The following is a 12803-nucleotide window of genomic DNA, read 5'->3' as shown; positions in this document are numbered from 1 at the left end:
AAATGTATTATTATTTTGTGATTTTCACTAAGAAATATTGAATTTGAGACTTAATTCCAAGCCAATATAACCCTTGTTTAAATAAATGCTTTGCGCTATATCTCAAATGATTACTACTTTTCGCTTTCAGTAAAGGAATATTTTTCCACGGCGATGCATTTTTAGCCTCTAAAAAAGGTTTCGCCGTTGGGTAATTAGCCCAATCATGCCATGGTTTAGTTGGACCGATATAATGAATAAGTATTGTTTTATTTGTGATCGGATTCTCTTTCTTTCCGTTTTGCAGTTCATAATTTAGACTATATTGCGTGTTATACTTTTGGTCTAAATAAATAACTTTTCCGGTTAATAGCATATTCAAAATATCTTGATCAAGATAAGAAATCTTCGACTTAACCTCATCTTGAGATAAAAGATCCATCGCCTTTAACGAAATATCATTTTTCTTCCAGCTTGCTAAATTTAAAACTAAAAAGCCCGCATTAAAATATCCCTTCTCAATACTTGGAATTCCTAATGCATTTGCTCTTTTTTTCCACCACTCACTATCCCTTTCAGGAACAACTGCGGCAATCTCATCATGTGAAAATTGAATGTCCAAGATCTCTTTTAACGAACCTTGGCACATGATATCAGCATCCATATAGATAATACGCTCAAGTTGATCAGAAAAGTAATCTGCAATAATAAATCTAAAATACGTCGCATAAGACCAATTTTTGGTACTGGGTAATGTTTTTAATTGTTCACAATCAACTAAATATATTTTTATCTTTGTTTTATATTGTAAAGCCAGCTGGTTAAATAGTTCCGCTTGCGCATCATCAAAAAAATCAGTAAAAATATGAAAAGAAAAAGGTATGTCTGGATTGTTTTTTAATAATGATGCAATTGAAATACCACAACCATATAAAAAATTACGATCGATACCATAAGACACATGTAAGCAGCCACTAGTTATTGCTTCAGTAGAAGATAAATCAATCTGCTTACTAATTGCACTTTCTTTATTAAAAAACATTATTTTCTCTCTTTTTATCAAATTACAGCGACTTTCTTACAGTTCGTTCTTTAATTTTTTCTGATCTTTTCTGAGCAATATCCAGTAATCTTTGCTCTTGCCTTAAAATATCCTTTAACGGCAATTCAAAGTAAATCTTCATAAACCGAAAAATATCGCGTTGGGTTAAACCAATTTCAGATGAAGAAAAGTATAGCCCAATCAAATCTTTGTTTCGCCAACGCATCGGTACCGATTTTCTTAATTGCGCGCGATGTAAATCAATCACTGAAATTTTTAAATCTTGCTGATCTTCTGTGAAAGGTAAATGCAGTAAAAAATGGCAAATATAACAGTCTCGGTGGTTAATGCCTGCACCGTGCATCTTGCGAACCATTTCAGCCACACGCTGAATAATCATCTGTTTGGTTTTAAATTTCGGAGGTTCTTTCGCCCAGTTTGCGCAAAAATCTTCTAAGCTCACCGTCGGCGTCAAATCTTCAGTAATGATAAAAGAGTGGCGACGTAAAGGATTGAAACCTTTCTGACCAAATGCTCGACCATTCATGGTGTCAACACCGACCTGAGTCAGTGTATGAATGGCATTCCATTCCCTATCCGCCCCTAAGACAGGTAAACGGAACGATATTAAATTTTTCAGTACTTCTTTTAGCGTTGTGCCATAGTGAATTTTAATAAAATAACTTTTGTCATCGAGCTGAAAACGTAGTGTCTTACGGGTTTCTAAGGCACGAAACACCTCACCCTGCAACTTATCAGTCTCAACAAATGGGTCTTTATCTTTCCATAGCTCATTAAAAGGAGCTTTTAACTCAACCATTCGAGCATCCTAAAATAATGTCTGCGGCTTTTTCCGGTAAACTATACAGATCTTCTGTATCAGCAAAGTATTTAGCATTGTTTGCCCATTGCTCACGTTGCTGAGTATTTTGCAAACTCTCTGATAGCACGTTATTCAATATTTCTTGGTCAAAGGGCTCTTGAATCACCATGCCACATTGGGCTTGGTTGATAAAAGGCGCATAGCCACAAACTTCAGTCACAATGATGGGTAAACCCGCAACAATTGCCTCAAGAAGCACGATACCGGCAGCCTCTTGATAAGCCGGGTGCATCAGTATATCTGCGGCCGCCATCAGCTCAGCAACATCATTACGTCCACTAAAAAATGATACTTGCGGCTCTATACCTAGTTGCTGCGCTAAGCGCTGATATTTAGCCGGTTTATCCTGTCCAACTACCATTAATCGTGTCTTGCTCCTGATCGATTCAGGTAGTGCCGCCATCGCCTTCAGTGTTCTATCCACGCCTTTGCGTTTAAAATCAGAGCCCACTTGGAGTAACAAAAATGCAGAGTCTGGGATTTGATTTTTCTCTCGATAGATACGTTTCGCGTCGGCTATCTGCTGATCATATTTTCTATCCAGAGCAATACCTGGCGGTAACATATGAAAACGTTCGGGCTCCGTTGAATAATGCGTTTTAAAATGGGCAATCTGATGAGGCGTTAACATCATTAATTGAGTCGATTTTCCCATTTGAAAAACAGCTTTTTCAAATGCCGCATAGTGCTTATAACGTGGGGTTAATTTATAGAAAAAGCCTTTTTCTTCCGCCACCTTTTGCGCATAGCAAACATCCGCGGCAAAATAGACATCTAATCCCGGCATTTTATTAAAACCAACAACGCGATCCGCAGGATGTTGCTTTAAGTGGTTTATAACCCACTCACAATATTGTGAATTACGCCCATGATTGGTATTAGAGGTGACCGGAACAATGATAATTTCAAAATGTTCCGGACGTTCGCCTTCCCATGACTGAGTATAAACTCGAATATGATGGCCACGAGCTTGGCAAGCTGTTGCAATGCGAAGAAAATCTCGCTGTAACCCACCAAATGGGAAATATTTATACAGACAGAATGCCAAAACCATAATTAATACCTTCCCATCATTGAGCGCATATTCATGGGTAACATCTGTTCAGTAGCTTTAATCACATCCGAAGCAGGGATCACAGAAAGATACTTTTTATTTCTGTCCAGATCATCACGCAGAGGCATGTTTTCATAATCTCCAGCCCAGAATTTCACCACGTTATCACTCCATGGACGCCAGAAAATATGGTTGGTTGCACCAAACAGACACACAATTGGAGTTTTGACTGCGGCAGCAATGTGCATCGGAGCCGAATCTACACCAATAAATAATGCGGCATGGGCAATTAGCGCACCTAATTCAGGGAATGAGGTTTTACCTGCTAATTCAGTAATAGGCCTTGTTTTACAGCCATCCGCAATGTGATTCACACAGTCTAAATCGTCTTTGCTTGGACCTGATGTTAGAACTACCTGATACCCACGAGATTGCAGTGCATCAATCACTGCCGAGAATTTTTCGTCATCCCAGCATTTAAAAATTTGGCGAGCTGTCGGTTGGATCACGACGTAGCTACTGTGAACACCAAGGTCCAATAGTTTTTGATCAATATTTTTCCAATCTTGTTCAGCATACGACATCGTCAGATCAGTATTTAACTCTTTAAGTTCTAAAGGTTTAAGAACCGATAAGTTATTTAATACCACATGCTCCCCTTGTGGAGGGGTGAGATGGGTAAAACTGTTACGCCAATATTGGGAATCTCGGTGTTCGAATTGATGGGAAATTTTCATTTCTGCGGGAATGGCTCTTACCAATAGAGAAACCATCCACTGGTCTGCGAGGTTAACGACCAAATCATACTTATTGCTACGCAATTTAAACAACAAGCTTAAGAAATTACAGGCTTTACTTAAACCACCACTTTTCTTTCCTTTCATGCCATATAAAGCATGAATATCGGTATTTTCAGACAAAATAGGAATGGTGTCCTGATAAAGTAAAACATCAATTTGGGCATCAGGATAATTTTGCTTCAATGAGCTGATAACAGGCGTTGTCAGTAACATGTCACCATGAAACCGCATCTTGATTACAAGAATTTTTTTAAACTGTTTTTTCACCAGGCGCTCTTAATCAGGTCTATATGTAAATTGATATGGATTTGACAATAAATAACGTTATTAATTCAATGAATACTGAATATGTTACTACGTTCAGAATAATGGTTATAGTTTTTAATCAATATCCCTTTTGGAACGCTATTTTTTCTGTGATTTTGGCAATTTTAGACATAAAAAAACCCAGCCTAAGCTGGGTTCTTCGTACGCAGAAAGCAAAACTACTTGATTTTTGCTTCTTTGTAGATCACATGCTTACGAACAACTGGATCGAATTTTTTCAGTTCCAGTTTTTCCGGCATTGTGCGCTTGTTCTTCGTAGTGGTATAGAAGTGACCTGTACCTTCAGAAGAAACCAGCTTGATTTTCTCGCGAATACCTTTAGCCATTTTTTAGCTCCTTAGTACTTCTCACCACGGGTACGCAGTTCAGCTAGAACAGCATCAATACCCTTTTTATCGATAACACGCATACCTTTAGCAGATACACGCAGTGTTACGAAACGTTTCTCAGACTCAACCCAGAAACGGTGAGAGTGCAGGTTTGGCAAAAAACGACGTTTGGTCGCGTTTAATGCGTGTGAACGGTTGTTACCGCTCATTGGACGCTTGCCGGTAACTTGGCAGACTCGTGACATGTCTATTCTCCAAAAATCTAATCAGCTCGAGCTTTTTTGTTCTGGGCTTGACTGCCTCGTCAGGCTTTGGAGCCCATCTCAGCAAACTTTTAAGTGATCAACAAAATATATTTATCTTAGCAAAAAAATTTACTGAGATAGGCTCTTCTCGTCAAACCCGAGATCCTTAAAGGTGGCGTAGTATACGCTTTCAATCGTTTTCACTCAAGCCCAACAGAGCAAAAGTTGTCATTTTTTAGCCAAAAAAATAATTTTATAGCCATCCGCGCTCCACAAACGAGACACAATGTTTGTGTCCGACGACAAAATGGTCAAGTAATTTAATCCCCATAATCGAGCATGCGCTATGAATACGTTCAGTCACTTGCTTATCTGCAATACTCGGTTCTGGGTTACCTGATGGGTGATTATGCGCCAAAATAATGCTGCTAGCATTCATTTTCATGGCAAACCGCAAAATTTCTCTCGGATGTACTTCAACTCGGTTCACCGTTCCTTTAAACATCTCTTCGTGGCAGATGATTTGATTCTGATTATTCAGAAATATCACCATAAAAACTTCTCTTTCTTGCCCTGCAAATAGCTCCATTAATCTATTTTTAAGCATTTCAGGGCTAGTCATGTTGTCTTCATAGAGAAATTGGGCTGAAAAACAGCGCCTTGCCAGCTCACTGGCCGCCTGTAACTGAGTAAACTTACAGTCTCCCATTCCTTTACACTTCGTGAGCTTTGCATGATCGGCTTGAATTAAGAGATACAATGAACCAAATTCCCTTAATAATCGTTCAGAGAACTGTAAAACAGGCTCTCCACGACTGCCTGTTCGTAGAAATATTGCCAGTAACTCAGCATCAGATAACGAAGCTGCACCATATGCCAACATTTTTTCCCGTGGTTGCAGCGCAATAAATTCATCCATAATTGTACCTTTCTCCCCATAGGCGCCCTTTTTAACCAAAGAAAAAAAGACCAACAACAACTTCAGTAATCCTTTGCGTAGCGCTTCGCAAAAATAGTATGGAGATGCAAAATCGAGTATCTCAACTACTCTATTGATATGGTAAGATGCCCTTCATGTTGACTAAACCGGATAAAGCCATGAATCAACAACTTTCAGATAACCCATTATCAGGTAAGAGAATTGTTCTCGGTATCAGTGGTGGGATCGCCGCGTATAAAATACCAGAGCTCACTCGCCGGTTACGTGATGAAGGGGCATCTGTACGTGTTGTAATGACCTCAGCCGCAAAAGCATTTATCACCCCATTAACCTTGCAAGCGGTTTCTGGGCACCCAGTTTCCGATGATTTATTAGATCCGGCGGCCGAGGCTGCAATGGGTCACATTGAATTGGCTAAATGGGCCGATATAATTATTCTCGCGCCGGCAACCGCTGATTTAATAGCTCGCTTGAGTTCAGGTATGGCAAATGATTTGCTCACAACGGTTTGTCTTGCATCCGCTGCACCCATTGCAGTTGTGCCCGCAATGAATCAACAAATGTATCGAGCCTCCGTCACACAAGAGAATTTAATCAGACTGCAACAACGCCAGTTTATGATTTGGGGACCTGATGAAGGTAGCCAAGCTTGCGGTGATATTGGTCCAGGTCGCATGATTGCCCCCTTAGAGATTGTACGCTTAGTAAGTAATTACTTTCGTGGATGTACAGACTTGCAAGGTATCTCAATGATGATTACCGCAGGCCCAACACGAGAAGATTTAGACCCTGTGCGTTTTATTAGTAATCATAGTTCTGGGAAAATGGGATTTGCTATCGCACAGGCAGCCAGGGCCCGTGGAGCCAAAGTGACCTTAATTGCGGGTCCAGTCAGTCTCGCAACACCTGAAGGTGTCGAACGCATTAATGTGACCAGTGCTCTCGATATGTATGAGCACGTCCATCAGTCCATTGCCCAGCAAGATATTTTTATTGGTTGTGCAGCTGTTGCAGATTATCGAGCAAAAACCGTTGCTGAGAATAAAATCAAAAAGCAAGGCGACGAAATTTCTATTACACTCGTGAAAAATCCAGATATCGTCGCGAGTGTCGGTCAATTAAAACAAAATCGACCTTATGTTGTTGGATTTGCGGCAGAAACTCAAAATGTAGAAGAGTATGCCCAACAAAAACGCCTACAAAAGCAATTAGATTTAATTTGTGCTAATGATGTTTCCCTCGCAGATAACGGTTTTAATAGTGATAACAATGCACTACACCTGTTTGATGCTGATGGCGATGTTCGTTTACCACATTGCAGTAAAATTGAATTAAGCCACCATTTACTTGACGAGATACTTCAACGTTATGAAAAAAATCGATCTAAAAATTCTTGATGCCCGTATTGGGACTGAGTTTCCACTGCCAACTTATGCAACGACTGGCTCCGCGGGTTTAGATTTACGTGCATGTATTGATGCACCTATCGATTTGGCGCCGGGTCAAACAGAATTAGTCCCGACGGGTTTAGCTATCCATATCGCTGATGAACAACTCGCCGCGGTGATCTTGCCTCGTTCAGGATTAGGCCACAAACACGGTGTAGTCTTAGGTAACCTAGTGGGTCTGATTGATTCAGATTACCAAGGTCCATTAATGGTATCTGTATGGAACCGTGGAGATAAAGTTTTCACTATTGAGCCAGGTGAACGTATGGCACAAATGGTCTTTGTCCCAGTCGTTCAAGCTGAATTTAATATTGTTGATAATTTTGATGCAACAGAGCGCGGAGAAGGCGGTTTCGGTCATTCTGGTCGCCAGTAAATTTAGCTCGGTAACCTTTAAGCACAATATAGGCGTTAAGAAAGCGCCTATATTAATGAATAAAGATAGTCATTACAGTGCCTACCTCTCACGTAAATTGTGCAGATTTGGTTATAATCTCTACATATTTTAAATCGCTTTTGTACTGAGTGTGACTTTACTCAGAGCGAAATTTTGGATAGTTTGTCTTGCTGTTTTAGCAGGGGTCTTATCAGACATGGCAGAGAATACAACAACACAAAAACGTAACAGACAAGATGAGATTTTGCAGTCTCTCGCGTTAATGTTAGAAAGTAGCGATGGCAGTCAACGAATTACCACGGCAAAACTTGCCGCTAAAGTTGGTGTCTCAGAAGCTGCGTTATATCGTCATTTTCCAAGCAAAATGAAGATGTTTGATAGCCTGATTGAGTTTATTGAAGATTCACTGGTTTCACGCATCAATCAAATTTTAGCGGACGAAAAAGATACCACCATTAGAATTAAGTTGATTTTAGCGTTGATTTTGGGCTTTTCAGAAAAAAACCCTGGCTTAACGCGTATAATGACAGGGCATGCGCTTATGTTTGAGCAGGACCGGCTGCAAGGGCGTATTAACCAACTATTTGAACGTATAGAATCACAGCTACGACAAGTCCTTAAAGAGAAAAAGATCCGTAATGGCCATGGTTTTGTTCACGATGAATCATTACTGGCTTCTCAGCTATTAGCCTTCTGTGAAGGTATGTTGTCGCGCTTTGTACGTTCAGAGTTTCGTTACCGACCTACCGTCGAATTCGAAGCTCGCTGGCCTTTAATTTTGGCTCAGTTACAATAAGCACTTATTTATACTACTCACCCCGCCCGTTATTGGGCGAGGGCTTTTTTTACATCATTAGATTCCGTACTGCTCACGATAGGCTTTCATTGCTGCAAGGTGCTCTTGCATATCCGCTTTATCCGCTAAGTAAGCAATTAAATCGCTCATTGTGATGATCGAATGGACTTTGCATCCATAGTCACGCTCAATTTCTTGAACCGCAGAAATTTCACCTTTCCCTTTTTCTTGGCGGTCTAAACATAGCAATACACCATTTAAAATCGCATTCTGCTGTTTAATAATTTCCATTGATTCACGGATCGCCGTCCCTGCAGTAATGACATCATCAACCACAACGACACGCCCCTGTAATGGGCTACCCACTAACGTGCCGCCTTCCCCATGGTCTTTTGCTTCTTTACGGTTAAAGCAATACGGCATATCGATATCATGATGCTCTGCTAACGCCACTGCGGTAGTTGTCGCAATCGGAATCCCTTTATAAGCAGGTCCAAAAATTACATCACATTCAATTGCGCTTTCTTGTAATGCCTGCGCATAGAAACGACCCACGAGAGCCAAGTCACGCCCTGTATTAAATAACCCCGCATTAAAAAAATAGGGGCTTTTACGACCTGATTTCAGCGTAAACTCACCAAATTTCAGTACCTGTTTTTTCATGGCAAGTTCAATAAAATCGCGCTGATAGGCTTTCATTGGTCATTCTCCTCACTAGTTGATATTCATCTATTTTTATTGGGTATTACTTCTGTGGTTTATCTAAAGCAGTAAACCGCAGACATAAAAAAGGCGACTTCTCAGCCGCCTATTTAATTATTAATCTATTTCAGCGCTTCTCGCTGAGCTTCGAAAATGGTGTCTAACCCCGTTTTCGCCAATGCAAGAAGTTCTAAAAGTTCTTCATGGCTAAATGGTTCACCTTCTGCGGTACCTTGTACTTCGATCATGCGGCCATCGTCCATCATGACGACGTTCATATCCGTTTCTGCAGCAGAATCTTCGACATACTCTAGGTCACACAATGCTTCTTGCTTAACGATACCAACAGAAACCGCTGCGACCATTGCCTTCAGTGGGCTTTTTGTGATTTTCCCCTGAGCGATCATATTATTCAGTGCATCTACCAGTGCAACACATGCCCCAGAAATAGATGCTGTACGCGTACCGCCATCGGCTTGGATAACATCGCAGTCTAATGTAATGGTATATTCACCGAGTTTTTTCAGGTCAACCGCTGCGCGTAATGAACGTGCAATCAGTCGTTGAATTTCCATAGTACGACCGGTTTGTTTCCCTTTCGCAGCTTCACGCTGATTACGAGAATTTGTCGCACGAGGTAACATGCCGTATTCCGCTGTTACCCAACCTTGGCCTTGTCCTTTGAGAAAACGAGGAACACCGTCCTCAACGGTCGCGGTACATAACACTTTAGTATCGCCAAACTCAATAAGAACAGAGCCTTCTGCGTGCTTTGTATAATTACGCGTGATCTTTATAGGGCGCATTTGGTCTGCTAATCTACCTGCTGGGCGCATGGTGTTATCTCCGTTATTCACTCAAATTGGCACGTATTATACGTTGTTAATCAGATAATGCCTATCCTGTCATCCGTCATAGCGCTATAATCCCATTAATTTACAAATAATAAGGTAGGAACGAATTATGATCCGTAGTATGACCGCTTTTGCTCGCCGTGATATCAAGGGTGAATGGGGGAATGCGGCTTGGGAGCTGCGTTCCGTAAACCAACGTTATTTAGAAACTTATATCCGTTTACCTGAGCAATTTCGCAGCTTAGAGCCCGTTATCCGTGAACGTCTACGTTCTCGTCTCACCCGCGGAAAGGTAGAGTGTAACTTACGCATAGAGTTAGATAGCGCGCAGCGTGGAGAACTGATCTTAAATGAAGGTCTGGCTCGTCAGCTCATCAGCGCGGCAAATTGGGTCAAAAACTACAGCCATGAAGGCGAAATTAATCCGCTAGAAATTTTGCGTTGGCCGGGTGTGATGTCTGCGGGCGAACAAGATCTCGATGCCATTAGTGAACAGCTGATGGCCGGCTTAGATGAAACAATTGATGCCTTTATTCAAAGCCGTGAAGCCGAAGGAGCTGCTCTACATAGCCTTATCGAGCAGCGTTTAGACGGTGTTCTTGTTGAAGTCGCTAAAGTGCGCCAACATATGCCAGAAATTTTACAGTGGCAGCGTGATCGCCTACAAAGCAAACTCGAAGAAGCTCAAATTCAGGTGGATAATAACCGTTTAGAGCAAGAGCTGATTATGTTGACCCAGCGTATTGATGTGGCAGAAGAGTTAGATAGACTTGAAGCTCACGTTAAAGAGACCCGTAATATTCTGAAGAAAAAAGAAGCCAGTGGTCGCCGCCTTGATTTTATGATGCAAGAATTTAACCGCGAGTCGAATACTCTCGCGTCGAAATCCATTAATAGTGAAGTCACTAACTCCGCCGTCGAGCTCAAAGTATTAATTGAGCAAATGCGCGAGCAAATTCAGAATATTGAATAAGTTTTCTATTTTTCAGAACAACTCCAAACCAGCTTATACCTTGTATTTGCTGGTTTTTTATTATCTATAGATTATTGAGTGGCTCTCAATAGAACATGATTAGGATAGACTTAAAAACAACCATTCAACGGTAAGATTTCACTCGGTGCGATAATCACACAGTCTCAGAGTGATGGATATCTAACCAACTGTTGGTTAACACTAATCTACCCTACAAATATAAAGTCTTTTAACGCTTAATAAAAAGGAGTTGTATATGGAACATCAGAGCCAACCTTTCGAAAAAATAAAAAAAGTGGATGAGTTAGGAGTTGAATATTGGTCTGCAAGAGAGCTTTCTAAACTCTTAGCATATTCAGAATATCGCCACTGACCATTTCGAGGACATCCTCGATATGGTTAATATTGGGTCAGGTGCTCAACGCAAACTTAAGGATGTCACACTATCCCGTTACGCTTGCTACCTTGTTGTTCAAAATGGCGACCCAAGCAAACCCGTTATTGCAGCAGGACAAATCTATTTTGCCATTCAAACAAGACGACAAGAATTAGCTGATGATGACGCATTCAAAAAAATTACGTGAAGATGAAAAACGTCTATTTCTTCATAACGAATTGAAAGAACATAATAAACAGTTAGTTGAAACCGCTCAACAAGCCGGCGTTGAGACAAATATTGATTTTGCGATATTCCAAAACCATGGATACAAAGGTTTATACGGTGGATTAGACCAAAAAGGCATCCATCAACATAAAGGCTTAAAAAAATCACAAAAAATTTTAGACCATATGGGGTCGACAGAACTCGCTGCTAACTTATTTAGATCCACACAAGCAGAAGAAAAACTCAGACGGGACAATGTACAAAGTAAAGCGCATGCAAATCAAACGCACTTTGATGTAGGAAGTAAGGTACGAGATACGATTAGTGAACTTGGTGGAACCATGCCAGAAGATTTGCCGTCACCAGAAAAAAGTATTAAGCAGTTAGAAACTGCAGAAAAGAAAAAACTGAATCAATAGCCTTAAATCATGACAGAAACGCTCCAGTTAAAAAACAACTGATAAAAAGAAGGCAATATGTCCACAGTAGAACAATTTGATCCGACTACCCAAACTTTAGTTTTACAGCAACTCCAACAAAACTCGCCCTTGATCCACTGCATGACTAATGATGTCGTGCAAACCTTTACCGCAAATGTCTTATTAGCATTGGGCTGCTCACCCGCGATGGTCATTGAAGCAGAAGAAGCGGAGCAATTTGCTGCCATTGCCAGCAGCTTACTGATTAATGTTGGCACCTTAACCACAGAACGACAAAATGCGATGTACTTAGCAGTGAAAAGTGCCAATGTGGCTCAAAAGCCGTGGGTACTCGACCCCGTCGCCGTCGGTGCATTAAAATTTAGAACTCAGTTTTGCCACAAATTACTCTTCTTACAACCCAGTGCAATTCGTGGAAATGCATCTGAAATCATGGCGCTCGTTGGTGCTAGCCAAGGGGGAAAAGGCGTAGATTCATTGAATTCGACGGATGATGCGCTCCCTGCTGCTAAGTTGTTAGCCAAACAGGTTAATACGATTGTTGCGATTAGTGGGGAAGTAGATTACATCACTGATGGGGAACGCGTTATCGCCGTACAGGGTGGAAACCCATTGATGACTCGAGTGGTAGGAACAGGCTGTGCGTTATCTGCGGTGGTTGCTGCATGTTGTGCGCTTCCCGGAGATAAGCTCACCAATGTCGCCAGTGCATGTGCCATCATGAAGCGAGCTGGTGAAGCTGCCTCTCAACGCTGCCGTGGAACGGGAAGCTTTATTCCAGAATTTCTAGATGCGTTATCTCGTCCCTAAAAAGCAAATTGCCCCAACTCAGTGGGGCAATCAATCGAAACTGTTAATAATTAATCATTACCAAACAGGTCGCGGGTATACACTTTATCCACTACATCTTCCAACTCAGGTACCATGCGGTTAGTCAGAATAATGTCGCTTTCCGCTTTAAAGGCATCTAAGTCACGAATAACTTTAGAT

General features: G+C 41.2%; 14 protein-coding genes and 2 pseudogenes. 6 read left to right on the top strand and 10 right to left on the bottom strand.

The features are described from left to right. Positions 1 to 10 precede the first annotated feature (10 nt). The 7 genes from waaO to radC all read right to left on the bottom strand — a co-directional run bounded on the left by waaO (position 11) and on the right by radC (position 5578). Positions 11 to 1021: a lipopolysaccharide 3-alpha-galactosyltransferase gene (waaO, locus tag PR761_RS16715; RefSeq protein WP_154610737.1), complete on the bottom strand. Its 1011-nt coding sequence runs from the start codon at positions 1019 to 1021 to the stop codon at positions 11 to 13. A 22-nt stretch (positions 1022 to 1043) separates the two neighbouring features. Beyond that, the gene (gene rfaP / locus PR761_RS16710; protein WP_154610738.1) at positions 1044 to 1841 is read right to left on the bottom strand and encodes a lipopolysaccharide core heptose(I) kinase RfaP; all 798 of its coding nucleotides are present in this window, start codon (positions 1839 to 1841) and stop codon (positions 1044 to 1046) included. Then, positions 1834 to 2958, bottom strand: coding sequence for a glycosyltransferase family 4 protein (locus PR761_RS16705; RefSeq protein WP_154610739.1), 1125 nt, complete (start codon positions 2956 to 2958; stop codon positions 1834 to 1836). Before PR761_RS16705 ends, rfaP begins: the two co-directional genes overlap by 8 nt. A gap of 2 nt (positions 2959 to 2960) precedes the next feature. Next, positions 2961 to 4025: a lipopolysaccharide core heptosyltransferase RfaQ gene (rfaQ, locus tag PR761_RS16700; protein ID WP_006816178.1), complete on the bottom strand. Its 1065-nt coding sequence runs from the start codon at positions 4023 to 4025 to the stop codon at positions 2961 to 2963. A 218-nt stretch (positions 4026 to 4243) separates the two neighbouring features. After that, on the bottom strand, positions 4244 to 4411 hold the full coding sequence (gene rpmG, locus PR761_RS16695) for a 50S ribosomal protein L33 (RefSeq protein WP_004265124.1): 168 nt from the start codon (positions 4409 to 4411) through the stop codon (positions 4244 to 4246). Positions 4412 to 4422: 11 nt separating this feature from the next. Further along, the gene (gene rpmB / locus PR761_RS16690; RefSeq protein WP_004265123.1) at positions 4423 to 4659 is read right to left on the bottom strand and encodes a 50S ribosomal protein L28; all 237 of its coding nucleotides are present in this window, start codon (positions 4657 to 4659) and stop codon (positions 4423 to 4425) included. Between the two features lie 253 nt (positions 4660 to 4912). Then, positions 4913 to 5578: a RadC family protein gene (gene radC / locus PR761_RS16685; protein WP_039855865.1), complete on the bottom strand. Its 666-nt coding sequence runs from the start codon at positions 5576 to 5578 to the stop codon at positions 4913 to 4915. Positions 5579 to 5757: 179 nt separating this feature from the next. Between radC and coaBC the strand changes: the two genes are divergently transcribed. The 3 genes from coaBC to slmA all read left to right on the top strand — a co-directional run bounded on the left by coaBC (position 5758) and on the right by slmA (position 8240). Next, positions 5758 to 6996 carry a bifunctional phosphopantothenoylcysteine decarboxylase/phosphopantothenate--cysteine ligase CoaBC gene (coaBC, locus tag PR761_RS16680; protein WP_039855889.1) on the top strand — a complete coding sequence of 413 codons (1239 nt, stop codon included), beginning with the start codon at positions 5758 to 5760 and terminating at the stop codon, positions 6994 to 6996. Further along, on the top strand, positions 6968 to 7423 hold the full coding sequence (dut, locus tag PR761_RS16675) for a dUTP diphosphatase (protein WP_006816175.1): 456 nt from the start codon (positions 6968 to 6970) through the stop codon (positions 7421 to 7423). The genes coaBC and dut overlap by 29 nt, the downstream gene beginning before the upstream one ends. Positions 7424 to 7640: 217 nt before the next feature. Then, positions 7641 to 8240: a nucleoid occlusion factor SlmA gene (slmA, locus tag PR761_RS16670; RefSeq protein ID WP_039855863.1), complete on the top strand. Its 600-nt coding sequence runs from the start codon at positions 7641 to 7643 to the stop codon at positions 8238 to 8240. A 57-nt stretch (positions 8241 to 8297) separates the two neighbouring features. Here the strand turns inward: slmA and pyrE are convergent, their stop codons facing one another. Further along, positions 8298 to 8939 (bottom strand): orotate phosphoribosyltransferase, encoded by a 642-nt coding sequence (gene pyrE, locus PR761_RS16665; protein ID WP_006816173.1) that lies wholly within the window; start codon positions 8937 to 8939, stop codon positions 8298 to 8300. A 125-nt stretch (positions 8940 to 9064) separates the two neighbouring features. Further along, entirely contained in the window at positions 9065 to 9778 is a 714-nt protein-coding gene (gene rph, locus PR761_RS16660) for a ribonuclease PH (protein ID WP_006816172.1), read from the bottom strand. Between the two features lie 127 nt (positions 9779 to 9905). On the opposite strand from rph, the gene PR761_RS16655 reads away from it, so the two are divergent. The 3 genes and pseudogenes from PR761_RS16655 to thiM all read left to right on the top strand — a co-directional run bounded on the left by PR761_RS16655 (position 9906) and on the right by thiM (position 12623). Beyond that, positions 9906 to 10769: a YicC/YloC family endoribonuclease gene (locus PR761_RS16655; protein WP_039855860.1), complete on the top strand. Its 864-nt coding sequence runs from the start codon at positions 9906 to 9908 to the stop codon at positions 10767 to 10769. A 256-nt stretch (positions 10770 to 11025) separates the two neighbouring features. Continuing rightward, positions 11026 to 11792, top strand: a pseudogene (gene dinD / locus PR761_RS16650) (DNA damage-inducible protein D). Positions 11793 to 11849: 57 nt separating this feature from the next. Next, complete coding sequence (gene thiM / locus PR761_RS16645; RefSeq protein WP_126437439.1) at positions 11850 to 12623, top strand: hydroxyethylthiazole kinase; 774 nt, start codon at positions 11850 to 11852, stop codon at positions 12621 to 12623. Between the two features lie 50 nt (positions 12624 to 12673). Here the strand turns inward: thiM and PR761_RS16640 are convergent. Then, positions 12674 to 12803: pseudogene (locus tag PR761_RS16640) on the bottom strand (UDP-glucose 6-dehydrogenase); the annotation flags it as partial.

Origin of the sequence: Providencia sp. PROV210 (assembly GCF_028479445.1) — a bacterium.
GTDB classification, from domain to species: domain Bacteria; phylum Pseudomonadota; class Gammaproteobacteria; order Enterobacterales; family Enterobacteriaceae; genus Providencia; species Providencia rustigianii.
Note: the sequence above shows the minus strand (reverse complement) of the source record. Positions and strands in the feature narration are given on the sequence as shown.

Bases quoted from the DNA above. Each gene is read 5' to 3' on its own strand.
- coaBC (WP_039855889.1), top strand. From the start codon at position 5,758: ATGAATCAACAACTTTCAGATAACCCATTATCAGGTAAGAGAATTGTT.
- waaO (WP_154610737.1), bottom strand. From the start codon at position 1,021: ATGTTTTTTAATAAAGAAAGTGCAATTAGTAAGCAGATTGATTTATCT.
- pyrE (WP_006816173.1), bottom strand. From the start codon at position 8,939: ATGAAAGCCTATCAGCGCGATTTTATTGAACTTGCCATGAAAAAACAG.
- dut (WP_006816175.1), top strand. From the start codon at position 6,968: ATGAAAAAAATCGATCTAAAAATTCTTGATGCCCGTATTGGGACTGAG.
- PR761_RS16655 (WP_039855860.1), top strand. From the start codon at position 9,906: ATGATCCGTAGTATGACCGCTTTTGCTCGCCGTGATATCAAGGGTGAA.
- thiM (WP_126437439.1), top strand. From the start codon at position 11,850: ATGTCCACAGTAGAACAATTTGATCCGACTACCCAAACTTTAGTTTTA.
- rpmB (WP_004265123.1), bottom strand. From the start codon at position 4,659: ATGTCACGAGTCTGCCAAGTTACCGGCAAGCGTCCAATGAGCGGTAAC.
- rfaP (WP_154610738.1), bottom strand. From the start codon at position 1,841: ATGGTTGAGTTAAAAGCTCCTTTTAATGAGCTATGGAAAGATAAAGAC.
- rpmG (WP_004265124.1), bottom strand. From the start codon at position 4,411: ATGGCTAAAGGTATTCGCGAGAAAATCAAGCTGGTTTCTTCTGAAGGT.
- PR761_RS16705 (WP_154610739.1), bottom strand. From the start codon at position 2,958: ATGGTTTTGGCATTCTGTCTGTATAAATATTTCCCATTTGGTGGGTTA.
- rph (WP_006816172.1), bottom strand. From the start codon at position 9,778: ATGCGCCCAGCAGGTAGATTAGCAGACCAAATGCGCCCTATAAAGATC.
- radC (WP_039855865.1), bottom strand. From the start codon at position 5,578: ATGGATGAATTTATTGCGCTGCAACCACGGGAAAAAATGTTGGCATAT.
- slmA (WP_039855863.1), top strand. From the start codon at position 7,641: ATGGCAGAGAATACAACAACACAAAAACGTAACAGACAAGATGAGATT.